The following is a 24,849-nucleotide window of genomic DNA, read 5'->3' as shown; positions in this document are numbered from 1 at the left end:
CTTGTATCTTGTCATAACCAGCGATTGAGCCAGTTCATCAGATGGATGGTGGGATTGGAGAGCTGACCCGGCTGGCAGGCGGCTTTCAGGGCGACGAGCTGCTGCTCCGCCTCCAGCAATCTTTCGCTGGAGTGGCGCTCGGCCAGTTGCTCGCTGAGGGCGGCCAGATCCGGCATCGCCAGCTGGTGGTGGCCACAGCCCGCCTGGGTCTTGAGGGCATCGCACAGGAAGAGTTGCAACCAGTGCAATCTGATCTGGCTCTCCTCCGCCAGCTGGGAGCAGACACTCGCCGCCCTGGTCGGCGTCTGCGACAGGGAGACGAAGCTCTCGAGCAGCGTCCGTCTGGCTCCATCCTGCTGCTCTTCGAGGTAACTGAGTACCCGAAGCGGCGCCCCCTGACAGATCCGCACCTGGGCCTGGGTGGCCTGATGGCCCTGTTCACTCAGCCAGCGCAGGGTCTCCCCCTCCGTCGGCAGCTGACAGACATGTTTGTGACAACGGCTGAGGATGGTGGGCAGCAGGCGAGAAACCTGAGATGCGATCAGCAACAGAAGACTGTCGCCGGCCGGCTCTTCCAGGGTTTTCAGCAGGGCGTTGGCGGCGGACTCCGTCATCCGCTCCGCGTCCGGAATGATCACCACCTTGCCGCGCCCCAGCTGGGAGGTGCTCTGCAGGCGGCCGCAGATCTCGCGAATCGCCTCGACCCCTATGCTCTTGCTGTCGGCGCTTATGGTGCCGAGATCCGGATGATGGCCCTTGTCGAACAACTGGCAGGCGTGGCAGTGACCGCAGGGTTCACCGCGATCCGGCTGCTGGCAGAGGTACAGGCGCGCCAATCGTTCCGCAAGCTGCTCCTTGCCAAGACCGGGATCCCCGAGCAGCAGCCAGGCGTGGCCCAGGCGACCGGCCTGGGCGGTCTGGCTCAGGGCCTGCCAGTCCGGGATCAGCCAGGGATACATAGGGTGCTGTCCAGTGCAGTTTCGATGGCGGCCTTGACCCGATCCGGCGTCTGGCTAGCGTCGATCACCAGTATGCTGTCATCCCTGGCCGCGAGTTCCAGGTAGCGGGCGCGGGTGCGCTCAAAGAAGCTGAGTTGCTCCAGCTCTATCCTGTCGAGCTCGCCGCGATGGCGGGCACGTTGCAGACCGAGGGCGGGATCGATATCGAGGTAGAGGGTCAGATCCGGCTTGAAATCGCCGAGCACCGCCTGCTTGATGGCGCCGATGAGCTGGGCATCGATGCCGCGACCGCCCCCCTGATAGGCCTGGGAGGAGAGATCGTGGCGATCACCCACCACCCAGATGCCCTCGGCCAGTGCCGGCTTGATCCGGGTCTCCACCAGTTGCACCCGGGAGGCATACATCAGCAGCAATTCCGCTTCGATGGTGAGGCGCTCGTCGTGCACCTCCTTGACGATGGCGCGCATCCGCTCCGCCAGGGGGGTGCCACCCGGTTCACGGGTGCACTCAATCCTGTCGATGCCATGGGCATGCAGGTAGTCGGTCACATAGCGCACCGCGGAGCTCTTCCCTGCCCCTTCCAGTCCTTCAATCACGATAAATTTAGACATTAGGGTTTCTTCAATATGTATTCGCGAACCGCCCGATTGTGTTCATCGAGGGTCTTGGAGAAATAGTGGGCCCCGCCCCCCTTGGCGACGAAATAGAGATAGTCGGTCGACTTGGGGTTGAGCGCTGCCTCGATGGAGGCCTTGCCCGGCATGGCGATAGGGGTCGGCGGCAAGCCATCGATAACATAGGTGTTGTAGGGGTTCACATCGGTGAGATCGCTGCGGCGAATATTGCCATCGTAGCGATCCTTTACCCCGTAGATGACGGTGGGATCTGTCTGCAGCTTCATGCCAAGGCGCAGCCGATTGACGAACACGGAAGCGATCTGCGCCCGCTCGTCCGGTTGGCCCGTCTCCTTCTCGATGATGGAGGCCATGATGAGCGCCTCATAGGGCGTCTTGTAGGGCAGATTGGCCTGCCGCTTCTCCCAGCACTCCTGCAGGAAGGCTTTCATGTCCTGATAGGCACGGCGCAGGATGGAGATGTCGCTGGCATGGGTGGTGTAGGCGTAGGTTTCCGGCAGGAACCAACCCTCCAGCTTGCCGTTGTCGATGCCAAGCTCCTGCGCCAGCTCGGTCTCACTCTGCTCCACGGTCAGCCGCTCCAGGTAAGGGGCGCTCGAGAGCTGCTTCAACCAGTCCTCGAAACGGGAACCCTCGACAAAGGTCAGGCTGAAATGAAACTCCTTGCCGGAAGCAAACAGGGAGAGGGTCTCCTTGAGCGGGGCCCCCTCCTTGATCTCATAGGTACCAGACTTGATGGCGACCAGTTCGGGGTGGCCACGCAGCCAGAGCCGCACCGCCCAGGGGCTGGTTTCCCCCTCCCCCAGTTCGGCAATCAGGCGCGCCGCATGGGCGCCTTTTTCGACGGTAAAGAGGCGCGTCGGCCCCTTGTTGGTGAGCGTCTCCACCTCTTGCCATTTGTAATACACATAACCCCCGGCGACGGCAACGGTCAGGGCTGCCCCCGCGAGCAGGGTGTAAAGCCGATTAAACTTCAATGACCAAACGCTCCTGTAAACGGCGGATCAATACCGGGCTGGGATAATGCACATCCCCAATGCTGGTGACCGGCACTATGCCCATCAGGGTATTGGTCAACCAGACTTCTTCGGCCTGCCACAGTGACTCCAGCGGAGCCTCCACGACACGCAGTTCAATGCCCATCTGTTTAAGCATCATGATCACGCGCTTGCGCATGATGCCATCTATCCCTGCGCGGGTGAGATCCGGTGTGAACACCGTCTTGCCACGACGCCAAAACAGATTCGCGCTGACTCCTTCTACCAGAAATCCACGGCTGTTCAATACTATACCTTCGACCCCGCCCCGCACGGCAAGTTCGCTTTTGAGCAGAACTTGTTCCAGACGGCCCAGGGTCTTGAGCCCTGCCAGCATGGGAGCATCGCCGAGTTGTTGCTGACAGACCAGGGCGGCGATGCCGTTTTGCTGCCAGCCAAGGTAGTGGTCCGGGTATGGTGACAGGGAGACGATGCGGGTGGGCGTATTGCATCCCGCGCCATCATAGCCCCGTCCCCCGCAGCCACGGGTCAGCACTATCTTGGCGACAGCCTGCGTCTGCCCTGCTGCCAATTGCGCCACCTCGGCGGCCAGGGTCTCCCAGGGAAGCTCCGCAAACCCGAGCCTGGCGCAGGCATGCTGCAACCTGGCCAGGTGTGCCGGCCACCAGACCACTTCACCCTGCTTCACCAGCATGGTGGTGAAATGGCCGTCCCCGTATGCCAGCCCTCTGTCCCTGGCGGACACTGCTTCTGTCGGTATTCCATTAATCAGCAAGGGGATCCCTCCGATAAAAAAGGCCCGATACAGTCGTATCGGGCCTTATCATTTCGCCCAAAGCGAATTATACGCGTTTGAAGATCAGGGAGCCATTGGTGCCGCCGAAACCAAACGAATTGGAGAGGGCATATTCAAACTGGCCGGGTTTGGCCACATGGGGCACCAGATCCAGATCGCACTCCTCATCCGGGTTGTCCAGGTTGATGGTGGGCGGTGCCACCTGATCGCGCAGGGCCAACACAGTGATGATCGCCTCGATGGCCCCCGCCGCCCCCAGCAGGTGGCCGGTCATGGACTTGGTGGAGCTGATCATCAGGGATTTGGCGTGCTCGCCAAACACCTCTTTCATGCCACGCAGCTCGGCCACATCCCCCAGCGGGGTGGAGGTGCCGTGGGCATTGATGTAACCGATCGCCTCCGGCGCTATGCCGGCATCCTTGATGGCATTCTTCATGGCGCGAGCGCCACCGTTGCCATCGGAGGGAGGGGCCGTCATGTGGTAGGCGTCGCCGCTCATGCCAAAGCCAACCAGCTCGGCATAGATCTTGGCGCCACGGGCCTTGGCGTGTTCGTACTCTTCCAGCACCAGAACCCCGGCACCATCACCTAGCACGAAACCGTCGCGATCCTTGTCCCAGGGACGGCTCGCCTTCTGCGGCTCGTCGTTGCGGGTAGAGAGCGCCTTGGCCGCCGCAAAGCCGCCCATCCCCATGGGGGTGGAGGCTTTCTCGGTACCACCGGCGACCATCACGTCCGCATCACCGTAGGCGATCATCCGGCCGGCCATGCCGATGGCGTGGGTGCCCGTGGTGCACGCCGTGGTCACGGCGATGTTCGGGCCCTGCAGCCCCTTCATGATGGAGAGATGACCGGACACCATATTGATGATGGTGGATGGCACGAAGAAGGGGCTCAGCTTGCGCGGGCCGCCGTTGACGAGGCTGCTGTGGTTCTGCTCGATGAGACCCAGGCCGCCGATGCCGGAACCGATGGCCACACCGACCCGCTCCGCATTCTCTTCGTTGATGACGAGGCCGGAATCATCCAGTGCCTGCACCCCCGCCGCCACGCCGTACTGGATGAAGAGATCCATCTTGCGGGCTTCTTTGCGGTTGATGCCGTATTGTTCGGGATCGAACTCTTTGACCAGGCCTGCGAAACGGGTCGCAAACTCGCTGGCATCAAAGTGATCGATGAGAGAAATGCCGCTCTGCCCGTTGAGCAGGGCTTGCCAGCTGGATTCGGCAGTATTGCCCACAGGGGAAAGCATCCCCAGGCCGGTTACCACGACTCTGCGTTTTGACACTGAGCTAGTCTCCGAGAGGTATTTTGAAAGGGAGTAAACATAAAAGAAGCGGCCCTTGGGCCGCTTCTTTCAGAACAGGAACTTATTCCTGATTAGCGGTGATGTAGTCGATAGCCGCTTGAACAGTGGTGATCTTCTCGGCTTCTTCATCAGGAATTTCGGTATCGAATTCTTCTTCCAGCGCCATTACCAGTTCAACGGTATCCAAAGAGTCAGCGCCCAGGTCGTCGACGAAGGAGGCAGCGTTCTTGACGTCTTCCTCTTTAACACCCAGTTGTTCGATGATGATTTTCTTTACGCGTTCTTCGATGTTGCTCATGACCTGAATTTTCCTTTAAAAATACGCTATTGCGTCTGGTTGGGGTAGTGTATTCAATTGACGTGAGTTTGCAAGTGACTTGCCGCTGGTCAAACCACGAAATTCGCCAAACTTCGGCGTACTATCGCAAATTTGAACAGATCTCACGACAAATTGATTACACCATGTACATCCCGCCATTAACATGCAGGGTTTCGCCGGTGATATAGGCAGCGTCGTCAGACGCCAAGAATACCACAGCGGCAGCAATTTCTTTCGGATCACCCAAACGGGCGGCAGGCACCTGATTCATGATGCCGGCACGCTGTTCTTCATTGAGCGCCTTGGTCATGTCGGTTTCGATGAAACCGGGGGCCACCGCATTCACCGTGATGCCACGGGAAGCCACTTCACGGGCCAATGACTTGGTAAAGCCCACCAGGCCCGCCTTGGCGGCAGCATAGTTGACCTGACCGGCGTTGCCCATGGTACCGACCACGGAACCTATGCTGATGATGCGACCATGGCGCTTCTTCATCATGGCACGCAACACCGGCTTGCTCAGACGGTACAGGGAGGTGAGATTGGTGTCGATGATCTCGTTCCACTCGTCATCCTTCATCCGCATCAACAGGTTATCGCGGGTGATACCGGCGTTGTTGATCAGGATGTCGATGTCGCCAAAGCGTTCCTTGATGGCGGCAAAGACGGTTTCGATGGATTCCTGGCTGGTCACGTTCAGTGCCATCCCGCAGCCCTGCTCACCCAGATAGGCGCTGATGGCCTCGGCACCGCTCTCGCTGGTTGCGGTTCCCACCACTTTCGCGCCACGGGCCGCAAAAGTTTCGGCAATCGCACGACCAATGCCACGGCTGGCGCCGGTGACCAGCACAACTTTATCGGTAAAACTCATGACTTGCTCCTGTTTATTTGACTTGGGCCAGGGCCTGCTCGAAAGAGGCGGCATCGTTGGCGTGAATGCCTTCCACGCGCGAGTCGATGCGCTTGGCCAGCCCGGTCAACACCTTGCCCGGTCCCATCTCGATCTCGAGGGTGACGCCGTCGTTTGCCATCCGCTCTACCGTCTCGGTCCAACGGACCGGGCTGAACAGCTGGCGCACCAAGGCCTGCTTGATGGCGGCCGGATCCTGTTCACAGGAGACGTCGACATTATTGATGACTGCGATGGTTGGAACCTTGATCTCGATCCCATCCAGCGCGGCGGCCAGTTTTTCGGCTGCGGGTTTCATCAGGGCGCAGTGGGACGGCACCGAGACCGGCAGCGGCAGTGCACGCTTGGCGCCAGACTCTTTCATCAGCACGTTGGCGCGCTCGACCGCTTCCTTGTGACCGGCGATGACCACCTGGCCCGGGGAGTTGAAGTTGACCGGAGAGACCACCTGGCCTTGCGCCGCTTTCTCGCAGTTGGCGGCGATGGAGTCGTTGTCCAGCCCTATGATGGCGGCCATGGCGCCGGTGCCTTCCGGCACGGCTTCCTGCATGGCGAGGCCACGCAGTTCAACCAGCTTGACCGCATCGGCAAAGGCCAGGGCGCCGCTGCACACCAGGGCGGAATACTCGCCCAGGCTGTGACCGGCCATGACGGCGGGGGTTGCCCCACCCTGCTGTTGCCACAGGCGCCACAGGGCGACGGAGGCGGTCAGCAGTGCCGGCTGGGTGCGCCAGGTCTTGTTCAGATCCTCGGCGGGACCGTTCAATACCAGGGCAAACAGGTCATAACCCAGCACCTGGCTCGCCTCGGCGAAGGTCTCTTTAATCACGGCGTGTTGCTCGGCGAGCTCCGCCAGCATGCCGACGCTCTGGGAGCCTTGTCCCGGGAAGGCAATGGCAAATCGGGTCATCATTGATTCCTTTAAGGTAAGACGAAATCGATAAGCGGGCGCCCGAGACTCGCGGCGCCGCTTGGTATCAGAGGCGAACCAGCGCCGAACCCCAGGCAAAACCGCCGCCGAAGGCTTCCAGCAATACTAGCTGGCCCGGTTTGATACGGCCGTCACGTACCCCTTCATCGAAGGCGATGGGCACGGAGGCGGCAGAGGTGTTGCCGTGGCGATCCAGGGTCAGGATCACCTTGTCGAGCCCCATGCCGAGTTTCTTGGCGGTGGCGTTGATGATGCGGAAATTGGCTTGATGCGGGACCAGCCAGTCCAGCTCGCTCGGCGCTATGTTGGCGGCAGCCAGGGTCTCGGTCACGATCTCGCTCAGGCGCGTCACCGCGACCTTGAAGACGTCGTTGCCCTTCATGTACATGTAGGCTTCGAGCTCGGCCCCCGGCATGCCACGACGAGGCTGCGGCAACTTGAGCAGTTCGCCATAACGGCCGTCGGCATGCAGGTGGGTGGAGAGGATACCGGGCGTCTCGCTCGCCCCTATCACCACGGCACCGGCCCCATCACCGAACAGTATGATGGTGCCCCTGTCTTCCGGATCACACATGCGGGAGAGCACGTCGGCACCGACCACCAGGACGTGGCGAGCGGCGCCGGACTTGACGAACTGATCGGCAATGGAGAGCGCATAGGTGAAACCGGCGCAGGCCGCCGCCACGTCAAAGGCCGGGATCCCCGGAACCTCGAGCAGCCCCTGCAGTTCGCAGGCCGCGGCCGGGAAGGCGTTCTCGGCGCTGGTGGTCGCCAGCACTATCATGTCCAGATCGGCGGCGGTCAGGCCCGCGGCATCCAGCGCCCGCAAGGCCGCCTGATGAGACAGGGTGGCGACGCTCTCGTCGCTCCCGGCGATGCGGCGTTCACGGATCCCGGTACGTTCCACGATCCACTCGTCACTGGTTTCAACCATCTGCTCAAGATCGGCGTTGGTACGAACCGAACTCGGCAGATAACTGCCAGTACCCAGAATTTTGCTATGCATAGAGTTTTATAAATCCCTGTCGGAAAAGACAGATTCAAGGCGATCTGCAATTTGCAATGGAAGTTGGTGTTTGGCTTCTTGTGCGGCCAGCAGAATCGCATGACACAGAGCGCGGCGCTCGGCCCGCCCATGGCTTTTTACCACAATGCCGCGCAATCCTAACAGACTCGCGCCATTATACTGGTCGGGGTTCAGGTAAGAAAAACGCCGTTTGAACATAAATCCGGCGAGTCGACCAAGAAAACTGCGTTTTTTGCGAGGATATCCGGCCAGTTCGGCCATCATTCGCACCACGCCCTCGGCGGTCTTGAGCGCCACGTTGCCGACGAAACCGTCACAGACGATGACGTCGCTGTCACCGCTGAAGATCCTGTCCCCCTCGATGAAACCGACAAAATTGAGCGCGGCGCACTGGCGCAACAACTCGGCACTGTGGCGTACCAGGTCATTGCCCTTGATCTCCTCCTCCCCCACGTTGAGCAGCGCCACCCGGGGGGACGCTATCCCCTCGACCTGCTCGGCCACGACGGAACCCATCACCGCAAATTGCAGCAAGGTATCGGCATCGCAGCTCACGTTTGCCCCCAGATCCAGCATCACTGTGCGTTTTCCGCTCAATGTCGGCAGCGCCTTGATGAGGGCGGGCCTGTCGACCCCTGGCAGGGATTTGAGCACGCATTTGGCCATGGCCATCAGGGCACCGGTATTGCCGGCACTGACGCAGGCATCGGCCTCACCGGCTTTCACCAGATTGAGCACAACCCGCATGGAGGAGTCTTTCAGGGTACGCAGCGCCACGATCGGCTTTTCGCCCATGCCGACGACCTGGGATGCATGTACGAGACGAACGCGGGGATGAGTCAGCAAGCCGTGTTGCTGCAACAGAGGGGCGATCAGGTGTTGGTCACCGACCAGAACAAGATTTAGTTGAGGCAGAAGAGACAGTGCCTGCACGGCGGCAGGCACTGTTTCAGAGGGGCCAATATCTCCCCCCATTATGTCTAGCGCGACAGTTTGCGTAGACAAAGGCAATCCTTAAGCGATTACCTTTTTACCGCGGTAGAAACCATCGGCAGTCACGTGGTGACGACGATGAATTTCGCCACTGGTCTGATCAACAGTCAGGGCTGCAGTGGTCAGCGCATCGTGGGAACGACGCATGCCACGCTTGGCGCGGGTTTTACGGTTCTGTTGTACGGCCATGGTAGGCTAACTCCTAAAATTCACTTACGTTTGAGCTCTTCAAGAACTGCAAAGGGATTCGGCCGCTCATCAGCAGGTTCGATATCACCCCAGGTCATCTCCATGTTTCCTCTGGGGCAGACATCCATGGGATGCATGGCCACCTGAGGCAACGAGAGGATGAGTTCATCCTCCAGGATTTGATGAAGATCTATCTCGCCGTTTTCGTCCAACTCAATGGGCTCATAAGCTTCCGGCAGCTCTTCCTCGTTTGTTCTCTCGAACAGCGGAGTGTAAATAAAACTAGCTTCACAAAGGTGCTCGAAAGCCTCTCCACAACGCTGGCAAACCAGGTCGACCTTGGCATGGGCAGTGCCTTTCATAACGGTCAATTTCTGGACATCTTTGCCAAACTGCAGAGTGACGTCCACATCACTTCGCAAGCCTTCGGTTGATGCTTCCAGTCTGGGCATCTGCGACTTTTCCACTATCCCGACATAATCGAGTAGCTTCAAGGCATTACGGACTGGATCAACCTTAACGGGCAACTTCACCTTTTGCATAGGGCGCGAATATTATAGGTCCAACAAGGGATAGTCAAAGGAAAAAGTCCTTACCGCCGATGATTTTACCTGCACAAGGCCCTGCATGCAGGAACTTGTGTTCATCGGTGGCCGATTATGCCATAAACCGCGGGATCCCGCACAGGATCCTGTGCCGTCATCCCCCTTGGTCAGGAATTCGGGGTCAGTGTGCCCTTTATGCCGTTGCACGTCCCTCCCCCATCCCGTACCCCGCTCGCCCGGCACCCGGCTTGACCTTCTTACCGGATTCAGGGCGTGGCAGGACAGCCTCCGCCACCGAACAACTGTTGCCGAGGCGCGGCTCTGGGTTGGGCCTCCATCAGGCGACGTATGGCCTGAAAGCTGCCCAGCGCCGCCTTGATGGCCATCGGATTGACCAGCCAGCCCGGCAAATGGCGGCCCGGGTTGGTATGGCTTTCGAGCCTGATCAGGGTGCTGCCATCGCGTTGTGGCAGCGCCTCCCAGCGACCGGCACTCTCCCGGATCCGGTACAGGCCCGGGCGAGGCGCCAGGGCGTCCGGCTCGGCCCACACCTCGAGCACCAGCGCGCAACCGGCCCGCCGGCTAAGGTGGGAGCGCGTGATGAGCTCCCTGTCCTGCACCGGCCAAGGGGACGCCAGGCGGGTGTAAACCAGGTCATCATCGGGGCCGGATCTTGCCAGCAGCCGCACCTCGCGACTGGACGGCAACCACTCCCGATGGCGCGCCGTGTCTCGCAGCACGACCAGCAACGCCATGGGATCCGCCTTGACCCGCATCTCCAGGCGCAAGGCCAGAAAGGGGGACGGAGGGCGTGCCTGGGTCCAGAGCTGTACGCCGCCCTCCCCCTTCTCTGGCTGCCACTCCTGTCCCCAGCTCGCGAGGGAGAGCAGCATCAGGGCCAGCACACCGTATCTTGTCATGTCGCACTCCTGTCCCATCAACCTCTGTTACGCCGTTCTCGGGCCGCCAGCATGTTGCCGGGGTTTTTCGTGGTAAACCCAGGCCGGCACACGGGCGCTTGGGGTAGTTTGCGTGGACCTTCTGCCACAGTTAGAATCAACCAATTGATTTATAAATGGATATCATCAACACATGCAGACGACTCTGATCCTCGCCTCCACTTCCCGTTATCGCAAGGCGCTGCTGGAAAAACTCGGCCTGCCGTTCCAATGTGCCTCCCCCGAGGTCGATGAAACCCCGCAGCCCGGGGAGTCGGCCGACGCACTGGTCAGCCGCCTGGCCCATGCCAAGGCGAGCGCCATCGCCCGCCAACATGATCAGGGGTTGATCATAGGCTCGGATCAGGTGTGCGTCTGTGACGGCCGCATCCTCGGCAAACCCGGCACTGTGGATAATGCAGTCGCACAGCTGATGATGGCCCAGGGCAAGAGCATCACCTTTTATACCGGCCTGTGCGTACTCGATGCCGCAAATGGCCAGGCCGAGCAGCTAGTGGAGCCCTTCACCGTGCATTTTCGCTCCCTGGACGAGGCGGCCCTGCGCCGTTATGTGGCGGCGGAACTGCCCCTCGATTGCGCCGGCAGCTTCAAGTGTGAGGGCATGGGGATCATGTTGTTCAAGGGGCTGGAAGGAAGGGATCCCAACGCCCTGATCGGCCTGCCCCTGATCGGTCTGATCGAGCTGCTGGCGCGCCACGGCCTCAATCTGCCCTGAGCCTGGGCAGGAAGCAGAAACAACAATGGGAGCCAAGGCTCCCATTGTTGTCTTAGTGTTCATCAACCCGGTGCGTGCTAGCCCAGCAGTTGCCTCAGCTCGTCCATGGTATCGACCACGGCAAGAGGAGCATGCCGGAGCAAGCGTTCTCTGTCATGTACGCCCCAGGTCACGCCGATGCGGGGCATCTGCAGGGCCTCGGCCATCGCCATGTCATGAATGGAGTCCCCTATCATCACCGCCTGCGCCGGCTCACAGCCCAGTTCCGCCAGGATCTGAACCAGCATCAGGGGATCGGGTTTGGAGTTGGCTTCATCCGCACCGCGACTGGCGGCAAAGAGAGGACGCAAACCAGTTTCGTCCAGCACCCTGTCGAGCCCCCTGCGGGACTTGCCCGTGGCGACCGCGAGGCCAATGCCCTGCGCCTGCCAGCCATGAAGCAGATCGCGAGCGCCGGCAAACAGCGGACTGGGTGTCTTGTCATGCATATAGTGGTGACGATACCGGGCGATCAGGGCCTGGGCCTGCTCACTCCTCTCTGCCAGGTTGAACAGGCGGGGAATGCCGACCTCCAGGCTGAGCCCGATGATCTGATGGATTGACGGCGGCGCAGGCACGCCCTCGCCGCAGTCGCGGGCGGCCGCTTGCACGCAGGCGACGATCCGCCCCACCGAATCCATCAGGGTACCGTCCCAATCGAAAATGGCGAGTCGGATGTGCTGCATCAGCGTGCCAGCTTGTTCAGGAAGGCATCGAGCTCGGGGGCGAGCGGCGCTTCCACCTGCATCTCGCGATCATCCGCCGGATGGGTGAAGCTCAGCTTCCAGGCGTGCAGGAAGAGGCGCTTGAGCCCCAGGGTCCGCATCTTCTCATCGAAGGCTGCCTCACCGTATTTGTCATCACAGGCGATGGGGTGACCGGCGTGCTGGGTATGAACCCGGATCTGGTGGGTCCGACCGGTGATCGGGCTGCATTCCACCAAGGTGGCCTCGGCAAATTGACGGGCAATCCGGAAACGGGTCTCGGAAGGCTTGCCGTCACTGCTGACCCGCACCACCCGCTCGCCGGATTGCAGATCGTTCTTGCGCAACGGCGCATTGACCACCTTGACGTGGGACTGCCACTGACCGCGCACCAGCGCCAGGTATTGCTTGCGCATTGTCTTGACCCGCAGCTGCTCGTGCAGGCTGCGCAGGGCACTGCGCTTCTTGGCGACCAGCAGCACGCCGGAGGTGTCGCGGTCGAGCCGGTGCACCAGCTCCAGGAAGCGGGCTTCCGGGCGCAGGGCACGCAGCCCCTCGATGACGCCAAAGCTCAAGCCGCTGCCACCGTGCACCGCCATGCCGGACGGCTTGTTCAGCACTATCATGGCCTCGTCTTCAAACAGGATCTGGCTCTCCAGACGCTGGATGCTGCCGAGGTTGGCAGAGGGCAATTCGTTCTTCTCGGCCACGCGCACGGGGGGGACCCGCACCTCGTCGCCGGCGCAGAGCTTGTATTCCGGTTTGATGCGTTTCTTGTTGACGCGCACCTCTCCTTTGCGAAGGATGCGATAGATCAGGCTCTTGGGGACGCCCTTTAACTGAGTCTTGAGAAAATTGTCGATGCGCTGCCCTTCATGCTCAGCTTCGATGGTGAGCAGCTGCACTTGTTGATGTATCTGTGTCATGGCGCGGATTTTAACACCGCCGGCAGCCCTTGGCTGCATGCTTTGTTAAAAAATGGCGTCTTGCTATAAAAGTGGTTTAAATGGGATAATAAACAAGGTTTTGTCATTGTGTTCAAGCCTTGTACTAAGTGGCCAAAAAGTATGCCACCCAATCCCGAAACACCGTGTATACAAGAACATGACGGTTCCCGGGTGCGAGGTACAACGCATGGAGAACGCAAACAGAACCGATTTAATTGTCTCCACACCGGTATCCTTAATTCATGCCTTCTCGAGAAGGCTGAACCAGAGTGCCCTTAGTTTGCGCCTCATGCATGTCCCAACCGGGAGGTTGCCCAAGCATGCTGAAGACCCGAGGCCGGCACCGGCAGGATCCTGTGGAGGAATCAAAATGACAAAATAATGAGAACTCAATGAAAAGAATGCTAATCAACGCGACTCAGGAAGAGGAGTTGCGCGTAGCGCTGGTTGACGGACAACAGCTCTACGATTTGGATATTGAAAGTCCGGGACACGAGCAGAAGAAAGCGAACATTTACAAGGGTAAGATCACCCGCGTAGAACCCAGTCTTGAAGCTGCTTTTGTTGACTATGGCGCCGAGCGCCACGGTTTCCTGCCGTTAAAGGAAATCGCCCGCAATTACTTCCCCTCCGGTTACTCCTATCAGGGTCGTCCCAACATCAAAGAAGTGGTCCGCGAAGGCCAGGAAGTGATCGTCCAGATTGACAAGGAAGAGCGTGGCACCAAGGGTGCAGCCCTCACCACCTTCATCAGTCTGGCCGGCAGCTACCTGGTGCTGATGCCGAACAACCCCCGTGCTGGCGGCATTTCCCGTCGTATCGAGGGTGACGAGCGGACCGAGTTGAAAGAAGCCCTGAGCGGACTGACCGTGCCGGACGGTATGGGCCTCATCGTGCGTACCGCCGGTGTCGGCAAATCCCCGGAAGAGCTGGAATGGGACTTGAACGTTCTGCTCAACCACTGGGACTCCATCCACAAGGCCTCACAGGACCGTACCGCGCCCGTGCTCATCCACCAGGAGAGCAACGTCATCGTGCGCGCCATTCGTGACTATCTGCGTCGCGATGTGGGCGAGATCCTGATCGACAATCCGGTCATCTTCGAGCGTGCCAAGTCGCATATCGAGCTGGTTCGCCCCGATTTTCTCAATCGCGTGAAGCTGTACAAGGGTGATGTCGCCCTGTTCAACCACTTCCAGATCGAGAGCCAAATCGAGTCTGCCTTCCAGCGTGAAGTGCGTCTGCCCTCCGGCGGCAGCATCGTCATCGATCCGACCGAAGCGCTGACCTCCATCGATATCAACTCCTCCCGCGCCACCAAGGGCGGCGATATCGAAGAGACGGCGCTGCAGACCAACCTGGAAGCGGCCGACGAAATTGCCCGTCAATTGCGTCTGCGCGACCTGGGGGGCCTGATTGTCATCGACTTCATCGACATGACGCCGGTTCGCCATCAGCGCGAAGTGGAAAACCGTCTGCGTGAAGCTGTCCACCAGGACAGGGCACGCATCCAGCTGGGCCGGATCTCCCGTTTCGGTCTGCTGGAAATGTCTCGCCAGCGTCTGCGCCCCTCCCTCAACGAGTCCAGCAGTCACATCTGCCCCCGTTGCCAGGGTCAAGGGGTCATCCGTGACAACGAATCCCTCGCCCTGTCCATCCTGCGTCTCATCGAAGAAGAGGCCATGAAGGACAACACAGAACAGGTTCACGGTCAGGTTCCGGTCGATGTTGCCGCCTATCTGCTCAACGAGAAGCGTGCCTCCATCGCCAGTCTGGAGCAGCGCAATGATGTCCGTGTCTACATCATTCCGAACCAGCATCTGGAAACCCCGCACTACGAAGTGACCCGCATCCGTCAGAACGAGATCCCGGAAGCGGCCAGCTACGAGCTGAAAACCGAGATTGCCAAGCCGGTCTACCAGCCCAAGCAGGCTCAGGTCATCGAGCGCGAGCAACCGCTGCTGCAAGGCTTCGTCCAGGCGCCTCAACCGGCCGCCCCTGTTGCCACTCAGGCCCCGGTCGCAGCACCGGCACCGGTCGCCGCCGAAGCGGGTCTGTTTGGCAAGCTGTTCAAGGCCATCTCCGGTCTGTTCGGCTCAGACGCAGCCCCTGCGGACGTGAAGGCTGCTGCCGAGAAACCGGCCGCACAACGGGAAGCGCGCAAGGATGAGGGTCACCGTCATCAACGTGACGAAACCCGCAGCCGTGGCCAGCGTGGTCGTCGCGATGACAACCGTGGCAACCGCAACCCGGCCGACGCTGGCGAGAAGCGTGAAGGCGCCGCCAACCGCGAGGGTGGCGAGAGCCGCAACCGTCGTCCGCGTAAAGAGCGCGAGCCTCGTCAGGAGCGTGAAACCCGTGGTGAAGTGCGCAGCGAACAGCGCATGGAACGTGAGCCCCGCGAAGCACGCAACGAGCCGCGTACGGATCGCGAACCCCGTGAGCCCCGTCAGGAACGTGAACCCCGCGCCCCGCGCCCGGCTCGCGAACCCCGTGCTCCGCGCGAGCCCCGTGCCGAGGTCGTGGTTGAAGCGGTAGAAGCCGTCGAGACCGCCGCCGTCAGCGCCGAGCCGCGTCAGGAAAAAGAGCAGAAAGTGGCCGAGCGCCGCGAACGTCGCCAACTGCGCAAGCAGGTTCGGGTCGATGTCGCCGCCACCGACACTCCTGCCCTGCCGGTAGACGAGCAGTCTCCTGATCTGGTCGAGACTGCGACCGTGGTCGGTGAGCAAGAGGAGCAGACCGAAGGTCAGCGCCGCTCTCGCCGCACTCCGCGCAGCCAGCGGATCGAAGGCCAGCGTCGCAAGCGCATCAACGAAGATGCCCGTGGCCAGCGTGATGATGAACCTCAGGCCGAAGTGCAACTGACGACAGCCGCCCAGGCGGATGCTGCTCAGGTGAAGGTGGAAGAGCCCGCCGTGCCTGTCATCACCATCCCGAGTGCCGAGGCCGTTGCCGCCGCGCTGCAAGCCTCTGCCGCCCTGACCGAGCACGTGGTCGCCGAAGCCGTGGCCGAAGAGGCCCATGAGCAGGCTCAAGCGGCTGTGGCCGCCGAGGTCGCCGCCCCTGTGGTTGCCGACGTGGTTGAGGCTCCCGTTGCAGTCGAAGCGGCTCCTGCCGCCATCGAACCGGCCCCTGTTGCAATCGAAGCAGCGCCTGTCGCTGCCGAGCCGGCGGCCGAAGTGGTTGCCGAGGAGACTCCGGTTGTGGTCGAGGCCAGCATCGCTGACCAGGCTGTGGTAGAAGCCGCCCCCGTTGTGGTGGAGCCTGCTCCTGCCCCGCAAGCCGAGGACGTGGTTCCTGCCGCCGAGCCTGTCGCCCCTGTGGTTGCACAGCCCGAGCCTGTCGTCGCCCCGGCCACCAAACCGGTTGCCAAAGGCGCTGGCGTACTGGCTCGTGCCCGCAAGGCTTCAGCCCCCATGGCAACGCCGGCAGCCGTGCCTGCCCCGGCCCCCCGTGAGCCGGTTGAGCAGACTCCGCTGGAGCGTAGCGAAGTCGCGAGCTCAGGCCGCCACGGTGGCAGCACAGCCGCCGTCAATGTAGCAACCAGCCCGGCGGGTCGTCCCTGATCCCCTAGCCAGTCTGGTCTGATAAAAGAGCCACACCTTGTGTGGCTCTTTTTTTTGCCACTAGGCTCGGCCCCTCTATCCTCTCCCCCTCCTCTACTTTCTCCTTGCAGGCACCGCAAGCGGCAGACCGAGGCAGAAGCGAGAGCCGGTACTCTCTGCCAGCCTCGCCCTCGCCTCTTGGTCTTGGGGCAACCAAGCCCCCAGGGGCCATGCCAGGAAGCGTCGCCCTTGCCCCCCCATGCGGGTCCCCATACTTATGACAACTTAGTGTCAAGGGCCGTCAAAGCCCAGCCTGTCACGGAACAAGCAAGGCATCCGCACCAAAGCCAGGAACCATGGTCGGTCATACCGACGGCGAGCGTCATGAACCGCTGGATTCAAGGAATGAAAGACGAGAGCCGAAGCCCTGATGAGAGGTGAGACGATGGCTTAGCCCCTGACAGGCGAGATGGGCTGCGGCCTACCCTCCCTGCTGACAAGGGGGGGTAAATGAGGAAGAGGAAAGTTGGCAGGGAACTATCAGTAGAACAGCACTCTTGTTTGATGGCATATAATGCTTGGTTTGCCGGTTGCCGAGCATGACGGCTAACAGCGGCCGGATCCCAGCCATGAAAAAAGGGCCCGCAGGCCCTTTGTCATTGATGCAGTGTGTTGGCTATCAGCCACCAAACAGGTTGTTGCTGATCAGGAACAGCCCGCCGGAGAGCAGCATGGTAAGCGGCAGGGTCAGCACCCAGGCCAGCAAGATGGTCTTGATGGTCTGGCTCTGCAGGCCCGACTTGTTCGCCACCATGGTCCCCGCCACCGCAGAAGAGAGGATATGGGTGGTCGATACCGGCATGCCGGTCAAGCTGGCCACCCCGATGGAGGCAGCAGCCGTGATCTGGGCGGCAATGCCCTGGCTGTAGGTCATGCCGGAAGAGCCTATCTTCTCGCCCACTGTGTAGACGATACGACGCCAGCCCACCATGGTGCCGCACCCCAGCGCCAGGGCGATGGAGACGATGACCCAGGTCGGCGCATATTCGGCCGTGGCGGTCAGGTCCTTGCGCCATTTGGCGAGATCGGTCAGCTCCTTGGCCGGCAGCGGCAGCTTGGAGACCTTGCGGGCAGTGTCGTCGATACAGAGCAGCAGACGGCGCACCTCGCGGCGATCGGTCAGACTCATCTCCTCGTAGGTACGCACCTGGCCCAGACGGTTGTCCAGGGTGGCCATGGCCTCGAGGGCCTCACCGGCCTCGCAGTGAGTCATCAACTCTTCCTGGGCATGGGCAGGCACGCTGAAGTTCACGACAGTGGAGACCTGCTCCTGGTTGCGCTGGTAGATCTCCATGATGCGCTGGTTAGCATCCTGGGTGCGGTCCAGATCGTAGGAGCGGCTGCTCATGTCCAGTGCAAAGTAGGCGGGCGCCATGCAGATCAGCACCAGCATCACCAGACCTATGCCCTTCTGGCCATCGTTGGAGCCATGCACGAAGCTCACCCCCATGGCGGACGCCACCAGAGTCAGGCGGGCCCAGAACGGCGGATGCTTCTTGCCATCCACCAGCAGTCGCTCTTCCGGGGTTTTGTGGATCTTGCTGCCAAGCCAGACTCGCTTCATGGCGAACAGCAGCAAGGCGGCAATGATGAAGCCCACAGTGGGAGAGATGATGAGGGAGAGCATGATGTCGATCGCTTTGCCGACGTTGATGCCCTCTTTCAGAGGCTGATCACTGATCAGGGCATAGGCACCGCCTACCCCCAGAATGGAGCCGATCAGTGTGTGAGAGCTGGACGCCGGGATGCCGAAGTACCAGGTTCCCAGGTTCCAGACGATGGCCGAGAACAGCAGGGAGAACACCATGATCAGACCCTGGGTCGAATCCATCCCGAGCAGCAGATCGATGGGCAGCAGATGGACAATGGCATAGGCCACCCCCAATCCTCCCATCATGACCCCGGCAAAGTTGAACAGGCCGGAAGCCACTACCGCGGTGTGCGCGGGCATGGCCTTGGTATAGATAACCGTTGCTACCGCGTTGGCGGTATCGTGAAAGCCATTGATGAACTCATAGGCCAGCACAAAAAAAACGGCCAATACCAAACCGATTGACCACCACAAACCCAAACCACTAAACATTTCAAACATAAAAACGAACCTGTTTATGAGTTGCGGCGGATTATGCCAGAAGGCTCGGTGCGCCATACCCGTTGTTGAAATATTTCAGTAAGAAAAAAAAAGGGCATTCCGACAGAAAATGACTTAGGCCCAGCAGGGATCGGGCTTGTCGTGGATTAATTAAAGCCCGCTCAGACCTCATGGATAGGTGTCAATCAACACCAATCATCCTTCAGCGCACCGCCAAGCTGGCGATTTTACACGCGTTTTGCCATCAGGTTCCCAGGTCGTTGGCCGCCGTAACCGCACGCCCCTCCCCTTTGCAGAAAAGGCAAAAGGGTGCCGAAGCACCCTCTATATAAGCAGCATGAAGGCGGACATCAGTCCTGGTTGATGCGGCTGGCCACCGCGCCTTGCTGGCTCTTGTACTTGGCGTTTTCCCGCTTGTTGTAGGGACGGGCCGCGGCGCCGGAGAGCATCTCGAAGTTCAGCGCCCCTATCTTCATCTTGGGACGCAGCGCCAGCGGCAGCTTGCCGCCGTTGTAGAACTCCAGCACGATGCGACCGGACCAGCCCGGATCGATGCGGTGCGCGGTCACGTGGACCATGAGGCCGAGTCGTGCCAGGGAGGAGCGTCCGTCCAGCCAGCCGACGATGTCCGCAGGCAGGGTCACGGACTCGTAGGTCACCGCCAGCGCCAGCTGACCCGGGTGCAGATAGAAGGCTTCGCCGTCCGGCACGTGGATCTCCTCGCTCATCACCCGCTCGATGGCATCGGCCATCTCGGCACTGGTACCGCCGAGGTCGATATAAGGCGCGGTATGATCGCGAAACACCCGAAACTCGTTGCCGAGCAGCACATCGACGCTGACGCCACTGATCCGCTCAACACCGGGCCTCGGCTCAATGACGATCTTGCCTTCATCCAGATGGCGTTCGATATCGGTATCACAAAGACGCATTCGGCGACTCTCCTGACAAAAGTTTCATTTAAAAAAGCCGGGCATCACCCGGCTTGTTTCATATCAACCAATCAACATGTGGCGGATACGCGCCTTGAGCATGTCGATGGCAATGCGGTTCTTGCCGCCACGGGGCACGATCACGTCCGCATACTGCTTGGACGGGTCGATGAACTGCATGAACATGGGGCGGACCGTCTTCTGATACTGCTTGAGGACGGAGTCCATGGTACGGCCGCGCTCTTGCACATCACGCACCAGACGGCGCAGCAGGCAGATGTCGAGCGGGGTATCCATGAAGATGGAGGCATCCATCAGCTCACGCAGACGACTGTCGGTCAGCAGCAATATGCCTTCCAGGATGATGACCCGGCGCGGTGCGAAGGTGGTGACTTCGCTCATGCGCGTGTGCTCGGTATAGGAGTACTGGGGAATATTGACGGCATCCCCTTGCACCAGCTGGGTCAGATGCTGCACCAGCAGATCGTGATCCAGGGCATTGGGGTGGTCATAGTTGGTCTTGACCCGCTCTTCCATGGTCAGGTGGGTCTGATCACGGTAGTAGCAATCCTCGGTGATCACACCAATCTGACCTGCGCCCAGCTCGGCCACCAGCTCTTCGTAGATGGTTTGAGCGATAAGACTCTTGCCGGATGCGGATGCACCAGCAATACCGATGATCACACACGAATGTTGAGTATCAGACATTGAAAATACCTAAAGAGAAGAGCACTGGGGATTGTTTAAACCGATCCATTATATAAAAAAGGGTGGGCTATGCCCACCCTAAATCTGTTGCAACCGGCCGACAGCCGATTATTCGTCCAGCGCCACCGTGTAGAGCGGGGTCGCAATCGGTTTACCGCTGAAATAGAGCTCGGCCCCCACCCGACGAGCCAGTTTCAGATAGGCCTCAGCCAACCCGCCTTCCGGTGTTCCGAACACGGTGGGACAGCCATCGTCCATGTCCTGGCGGATGTCGATGTGCAGCGGCAACTGGCCAAGCAGCGCCACTTGATACTGCTCTGCCATCTTCTGGCCGCCGCCGGTACCGAACAGCGCCTCGTGATGACCGCAGGCACTGCAGACGTGATAGCTCATGTTCTCGACGATGCCGAGCACGGGCACATTGACCTTGTTGAACATGGCGATCCCCTTGCGGGCATCCGCCAGCGCCACATCCTGCGGTGTGGTGATGATCACCGCCGCCGTGGTGGGTACCTGCTGGGCCAGGGTGAGCTGGATGTCCCCCGTGCCCGGGGGCATGTCCACCACCAGGTAATCCACCTCGCCCCAGCGGGTCTCGTGGAGGATCTGCGCCAGCGCCTTGCTCGCCATGGGGCCGCGCCAGATGGTGGCATCCTGCTCCGCCACCAGGTAACCGATGCTGTTGGTCTTGAGACCGCAGGCCATGACGGGCTCCATCAACTTGCCATCCAGGCTGTGGGGGCGCTCCTTGAGGGTCCCCATCATGGTCGGGATGGAGGGGCCATAGATGTCCGCGTCCAGAATGGCGACCCGCGCCCCCTCGTTTTGCAGCGCCAGCGCCAGGTTGACGGCGGTAGTGGACTTGCCCACCCCCCCCTTGCCGGAGGCCACCACCAGGATGTTGCGAATGCCCTGTACTGCCGCCAGTTGCTGGGCGCGGGGCATACTCGCCACCTCGATGTCACACTGCCAGTCGACGATGGCGGCGCCCGTGGCGGCCCTGATCTGCGCATCGAACGCTTCTTTCATCTGTTCAAACAGGGTCTGGCCGGCAAAGGGCAGCACCAGCTTGATGGTCAGGCTCTGCCCATGCTGCTCGACGGCACGCACAAAACCGGCCGCCACCAGATCCTGGCCCCATCCAGCCGGCTTAAATTCGGCAAGGATCTGTTTTACTGAATCAATCACCATTAACTCCCCATTATGTTGTCGTTATCCTGAGGTGAACGGTTACCGCACACAAATCAGTGGCTTGCCGACGCCTTGCTGATGCCGTCAGCCAAGGCCCCGGGGGCCACAACCCTAGGCAGGCCGCCCCCAATTCGGGTAACATGCTCGGCACTGTATCATCCCAACAGGCACATCAAGAACGTATTATGGCAACTGATCCTCGTAGAATGCTGGTAACCTGCGCCCTCCCCTATGCCAACGGCTCCATCCATCTTGGCCACATGCTGGAACACATCCAGGCCGATATCTGGGTTCGTTATCAGCGAATGCGTGGCCATCAGGTGCATTTCGTCTGTGCCGATGACGCGCACGGCACCCCCATCATGCTCAAGGCGCAGCAGATGGGGATCACTCCCGAGGAGATGATCGCCGCCGTATCCCAGGAGCATCAGGGGGATTTTGCCGGCTTCAACATCAGCTTCGACAACTATCACTCGACCCACAGCGACGAGAACCGCGAGCTGGCCGGGCTTATCTATGGCCGCCTCAAGGAGTCCGGCAAGATCAAGATCCGCACCATCTCCCAGCTGTTCGATCCGGAAAAGTCCATGTTCCTGCCGGACCGCTTCGTCAAGGGTACCTGCCCCAAGTGCAAGTCCCCGGAGCAATACGGTGACAACTGCGACGCGTGCGGCGCCACCTACAGCCCGACCGAGCTCATCGATCCGAAATCCGCCGTCTCCGGTGCGACGCCGGTGATGAAGGACTCCGAGCACTACTTCTTCGATCTGCCCCAGTTCGAAGCCTGGCTCGCCGACTGGGTGCGCGGCTCAGGCGCCATCCAGGAAGAGATGGCCAACAAGATGCAGGAGTGGTTCGAATCCGGCCTGCAGCAGTGGGACATCACCCGCGACGCCCCCTACTTCGGCTTCGAGATCCCGGGCGCCCCGGGCAAGTACTTCTACGTCTGGCTGGATGCCCCCATCGGCTATATGGCGTCGTTCAAGAACCTGTGCGACAAGCGCGGCGACATCGACTTCGACAGCTACTGGAAGGCGGACTCCGACGCCGAGCTCTATCACTTCATCGGCAAGGACATCGCCTACTTCCACTGCCTGTTCTGGCCGGCCATGCTGGAGGGGGCGGGTTTCCGCAAGCCGACCAAGGTCAACGTACACGGTTATGTGACCGTCAACGGCGCCAAGATGTCCAAGTCCAAGGGCACCTTCATCAAGGCCTCCACCTACCTCAAGCACCTGGATCCCGAGTGCCTGCGTTACTACTACGCCGCCAAGCTCAACAGCCGCATCGACGATCTGGACTTGAACCTCGAAGACTTCGTCTCCCGGGTCAATGCCGACGTGGTCAACAAGCTGGTCAACCTGGCTTCTCGCAACGCCGGCTTTATCGCCAAGCGTTTCGACGGCAAGCTGGCCGATGTGTGCAGCGAACCCGAGCTCTATAACGAGTTCGCAAGCGCCAGCGCCGCCATCGCCGATGCCTACGAGGCCCGCGAGTTCAGCCGCGCCATCCGCGAGATCATGGCGCTGGCCGACAAGGCCAACCGCTACGTGGACGACAAGGCCCCCTGGGTCATCGCCAAGCAGGAAGGGGCTGACGCCCAGCTGCAGGACGTCTGCTCCGTCGGCATCAACCTGTTCCGGGTGCTGATGGCCTACCTCAAACCCGTCATGCCGCACCTGGCCGAGCGCGCCGAAGCCTTCCTGGGCGAGACCCTCAGCTGGGATGGCGTGGCCAAGCCGCTGACCAACCACCAGCTGGCCCCCTTCAAGGCGCTGTTCTCCCGCATCGAGCCTGCCAAGGTGGAAGCCATGGTGGAAGCCTCCAAGGAAGATCTCGCCAAGGAGCAGGCACCAAAAGCGACTGGTCCGCTGGCAGATGACCCCATCAGCGAGACCATCAGCTACGAGGATTTTGCCAAGATTGACCTGCGCGTCGCGCTGATCAAGAAGGCAGAAGCGGTTCCGGAAGCCGAGAAGCTGCTGAAACTTCAGCTCGACATCGGCGGTGAGACCCGTCAGGTGTTTGCCGGCATCAAGTCCGCCTACAACCCGGAAGATCTGGAAGGCAAGCTGACCGTGATGGTGGCCAACCTGGCCCCGCGCAAGATGCGTTTTGGCATGTCCGAGGGCATGGTGCTGGCCGCAGGCCCGGGCGGCAAGGATCTCTGGATCCTGGAGCCCCAGGAAGGCGCCCAGCCAGGCATGCGCGTCAAGTAAGCGCAGCCGACATCCCATTGAAAAGAGAGGCCCGGCGCCTCTCTTTTTTTATCCCCCTTTCTTCCCGCTAATCTTGGCGCAGCAACGCCATTCGCAGACCAATCAGCTCTGCCTGCCGACAGTCCAGCTGGCGCAACTGGCAGCGTATCGCCTCCTGCAGGGCGCGCACTTGCTTGCTCCGCCCCTTCTGGCGACGCAGCCGCCTGCGCCATTGCCGGGCGTCCTGCAACTGACCCAGCCTGTCCTGCCACTCGATCAGCATGGAGAGCCAGGCCGGATCGCCCTCCCCCTGTCCCACCAGCAGCTCCACCCCATAACGGGTCTGCTTCAGGACCAGCCGCAACCTGTGCCAGTGGCGCAGCCTCAGCCTGTTGCCGGCCGACGGTATCTCCAGCCCGGGCTCGGCCAGGCAGTCAGCCAGACCGAGCGCGAGATGCATCTGAAAAAGCGGCAGGGGATTGAAGTCGGCAGGGACTTGCAGCAGCCGATCCAGCCAGCGCGCCAGTCGCACCGTCAGCATGGGCACCCGGGGCATGGCCTCAGGGAGGGGCTTGCCACCAAAGTGCGCCGCATAGACCTGGGCATCCCGCAGGGCGGAGAGTCTACCCGCCGCGCGCATCAGTCGCCGCTCCAGCCCGGGCTCATGGATCAGGGGACGCCAGAGGGCGAGCAGGGCCAGCAGGCGACGGGTCGCAATCCGGTAGGCATGGACCTCCTCCTGCCCCGCCCGCTGGCGCAGGGCCAGGGTGGCGGCCCAGTATTGATCCATGAGACGGCGTGCCTGCTCTAGCCCCTTGCCCTGATCCATCATCTGCCGGCCTCCTGCCTGCTCAGTTGGTATGAAAACCGGAGCCCGTGGGGGGCAATGCCCGGGTGCACTCCATCTTGGTCACAGTGGCCGTTCGGGGCCCGTGCTCCAGCCAGCCCAGCATCATCTGCACCTTCTGCTCAGGGCCGGCGATGAGGATCTCCACAGAGCCATCCTCCAGGTTGTAGGCATGCCCCCTGAGCCCCAGCTGCAGTGCCCGCTCCCGGGTGAAGTAACGAAACCCCACCCCCTGTACCTGGCCCCACACTCGCACGACAAACGATTGCTCTCCCATTTATCACACCTTCCCCTTAAGAAA

Annotated in this window: 24 protein-coding genes; 3 read left to right on the top strand and 21 right to left on the bottom strand. The window is 60.9% G+C overall.

Annotation, left to right across the window (positions count from 1 at the left end; translation table 11 throughout):
* Positions 1–11: 11 nt before the first annotated feature.
* The 13 genes from holB to ACWPWQ_RS17565 form a co-directional block, all read right to left on the bottom strand.
* Positions 12–959, bottom strand: coding sequence for a DNA polymerase III subunit delta' (gene holB, locus ACWPWQ_RS17625; protein WP_454010379.1), 948 nt, complete (start codon positions 957–959; stop codon positions 12–14).
* A complete protein-coding gene (gene tmk, locus ACWPWQ_RS17620) occupies positions 944–1,570 on the bottom strand; it encodes a dTMP kinase (protein WP_454010378.1) in 627 nt (208 codons plus the stop codon). The genes holB and tmk overlap by 16 nt, the downstream gene beginning before the upstream one ends.
* Positions 1,570–2,571 (bottom strand): endolytic transglycosylase MltG, encoded by a 1,002-nt coding sequence (gene mltG, locus ACWPWQ_RS17615; protein ID WP_162519126.1) that lies wholly within the window; start codon positions 2,569–2,571, stop codon positions 1,570–1,572. The genes tmk and mltG overlap by 1 nt, the downstream gene beginning before the upstream one ends.
* Complete coding sequence (gene pabC, locus ACWPWQ_RS17610) at positions 2,561–3,367, bottom strand: aminodeoxychorismate lyase (RefSeq protein WP_454010377.1); 807 nt, start codon at positions 3,365–3,367, stop codon at positions 2,561–2,563. Before pabC ends, mltG begins: the two co-directional genes overlap by 11 nt.
* A 67-nt stretch (positions 3,368–3,434) precedes the next feature.
* Entirely contained in the window at positions 3,435–4,676 is a 1,242-nt protein-coding gene (gene fabF / locus ACWPWQ_RS17605; protein WP_319913490.1) for a beta-ketoacyl-ACP synthase II, read from the bottom strand.
* Positions 4,677–4,758: 82 nt separating this feature from the next.
* Positions 4,759–4,995 carry an acyl carrier protein gene (gene acpP, locus ACWPWQ_RS17600; protein WP_005300909.1) on the bottom strand — a complete coding sequence of 79 codons (237 nt, stop codon included), beginning with the start codon at positions 4,993–4,995 and terminating at the stop codon, positions 4,759–4,761.
* A gap of 157 nt (positions 4,996–5,152) precedes the next feature.
* Entirely contained in the window at positions 5,153–5,887 is a 735-nt protein-coding gene (gene fabG, locus ACWPWQ_RS17595) for a 3-oxoacyl-ACP reductase FabG (RefSeq protein WP_025326981.1), read from the bottom strand.
* Positions 5,888–5,900: 13 nt separating this feature from the next.
* Positions 5,901–6,836, bottom strand: a complete 936-nt coding sequence (gene fabD / locus ACWPWQ_RS17590; RefSeq protein WP_265435253.1) for an ACP S-malonyltransferase — start codon at positions 6,834–6,836, stop codon at positions 5,901–5,903.
* Positions 6,837–6,903: 67 nt separating this feature from the next.
* Entirely contained in the window at positions 6,904–7,863 is a 960-nt protein-coding gene (locus ACWPWQ_RS17585; RefSeq protein WP_139434511.1) for a beta-ketoacyl-ACP synthase III, read from the bottom strand.
* 6 nt (positions 7,864–7,869) lie between these two features.
* A complete protein-coding gene (gene plsX, locus ACWPWQ_RS17580) occupies positions 7,870–8,889 on the bottom strand; it encodes a phosphate acyltransferase PlsX (protein WP_041205769.1) in 1,020 nt (339 codons plus the stop codon).
* A gap of 9 nt (positions 8,890–8,898) precedes the next feature.
* Complete coding sequence (gene rpmF / locus ACWPWQ_RS17575) at positions 8,899–9,066, bottom strand: 50S ribosomal protein L32 (protein ID WP_005300935.1); 168 nt, start codon at positions 9,064–9,066, stop codon at positions 8,899–8,901.
* Positions 9,067–9,086: 20 nt separating this feature from the next.
* Positions 9,087–9,608, bottom strand: coding sequence for a 23S rRNA accumulation protein YceD (yceD, locus tag ACWPWQ_RS17570; protein WP_025326977.1), 522 nt, complete (start codon positions 9,606–9,608; stop codon positions 9,087–9,089).
* A gap of 269 nt (positions 9,609–9,877) precedes the next feature.
* Positions 9,878–10,531, bottom strand: coding sequence for an START domain-containing protein (locus ACWPWQ_RS17565; protein WP_265435257.1), 654 nt, complete (start codon positions 10,529–10,531; stop codon positions 9,878–9,880).
* Positions 10,532–10,703: 172 nt separating this feature from the next.
* Between ACWPWQ_RS17565 and ACWPWQ_RS17560 the strand changes: the two genes are divergently transcribed.
* On the top strand, positions 10,704–11,285 hold the full coding sequence (locus ACWPWQ_RS17560; protein WP_454010376.1) for a Maf family protein: 582 nt from the start codon (positions 10,704–10,706) through the stop codon (positions 11,283–11,285).
* 77 nt (positions 11,286–11,362) lie between these two features.
* Here the strand turns inward: ACWPWQ_RS17560 and ACWPWQ_RS17555 are convergent, their stop codons facing one another.
* Both ACWPWQ_RS17555 and rluC read right to left on the bottom strand, forming a co-directional pair.
* A complete protein-coding gene (locus ACWPWQ_RS17555; protein ID WP_454010375.1) occupies positions 11,363–12,010 on the bottom strand; it encodes an HAD-IA family hydrolase in 648 nt (215 codons plus the stop codon).
* Positions 12,010–12,954 (bottom strand): 23S rRNA pseudouridine(955/2504/2580) synthase RluC, encoded by a 945-nt coding sequence (rluC, locus tag ACWPWQ_RS17550; RefSeq protein WP_202619452.1) that lies wholly within the window; start codon positions 12,952–12,954, stop codon positions 12,010–12,012. The genes ACWPWQ_RS17555 and rluC overlap by 1 nt, the downstream gene beginning before the upstream one ends.
* Before the next feature lie 413 nt (positions 12,955–13,367).
* Between rluC and rne the strand changes: the two genes are divergently transcribed.
* Entirely contained in the window at positions 13,368–16,541 is a 3,174-nt protein-coding gene (rne, locus tag ACWPWQ_RS17545; RefSeq protein WP_454010374.1) for a ribonuclease E, read from the top strand.
* 658 nt (positions 16,542–17,199) lie between these two features.
* On the opposite strand, the gene ACWPWQ_RS17540 is transcribed toward rne, so the two are convergent.
* The 4 genes from ACWPWQ_RS17540 to apbC form a co-directional block, all read right to left on the bottom strand.
* A complete protein-coding gene (locus tag ACWPWQ_RS17540) occupies positions 17,200–18,672 on the bottom strand; it encodes an inorganic phosphate transporter (protein ID WP_139434519.1) in 1,473 nt (490 codons plus the stop codon).
* A 350-nt stretch (positions 18,673–19,022) separates the two neighbouring features.
* On the bottom strand, positions 19,023–19,604 hold the full coding sequence (gene dcd, locus ACWPWQ_RS17535; RefSeq protein ID WP_429107806.1) for a dCTP deaminase: 582 nt from the start codon (positions 19,602–19,604) through the stop codon (positions 19,023–19,025).
* Positions 19,605–19,667: 63 nt separating this feature from the next.
* On the bottom strand, positions 19,668–20,312 hold the full coding sequence (gene udk / locus ACWPWQ_RS17530) for a uridine kinase (protein WP_139434523.1): 645 nt from the start codon (positions 20,310–20,312) through the stop codon (positions 19,668–19,670).
* A 108-nt stretch (positions 20,313–20,420) separates the two neighbouring features.
* The gene (gene apbC, locus ACWPWQ_RS17525; RefSeq protein ID WP_454010373.1) at positions 20,421–21,503 is read right to left on the bottom strand and encodes an iron-sulfur cluster carrier protein ApbC; all 1,083 of its coding nucleotides are present in this window, start codon (positions 21,501–21,503) and stop codon (positions 20,421–20,423) included.
* A 185-nt stretch (positions 21,504–21,688) separates the two neighbouring features.
* On the opposite strand from apbC, the gene metG reads away from it, so the two are divergent.
* Entirely contained in the window at positions 21,689–23,722 is a 2,034-nt protein-coding gene (metG, locus tag ACWPWQ_RS17520) for a methionine--tRNA ligase (RefSeq protein WP_454010372.1), read from the top strand.
* Positions 23,723–23,789: 67 nt separating this feature from the next.
* Here the strand turns inward: metG and ACWPWQ_RS17515 are convergent, their stop codons facing one another.
* Both ACWPWQ_RS17515 and ACWPWQ_RS17510 read right to left on the bottom strand, forming a co-directional pair.
* Positions 23,790–24,533: a CHAD domain-containing protein gene (locus ACWPWQ_RS17515; RefSeq protein WP_454010371.1), complete on the bottom strand. Its 744-nt coding sequence runs from the start codon at positions 24,531–24,533 to the stop codon at positions 23,790–23,792.
* A 19-nt stretch (positions 24,534–24,552) separates the two neighbouring features.
* Positions 24,553–24,825, bottom strand: a complete 273-nt coding sequence (locus ACWPWQ_RS17510) for an acylphosphatase (protein ID WP_025326966.1) — start codon at positions 24,823–24,825, stop codon at positions 24,553–24,555.
* Positions 24,826–24,849 lie beyond the last annotated feature (24 nt).

It is taken from the genome of Aeromonas sp. Marseille-Q7275 (assembly GCF_965119515.1).
The sequence above is the reverse complement of the archived record's forward strand: the minus strand, read 5'-3'. Positions and strand labels throughout refer to the sequence as shown.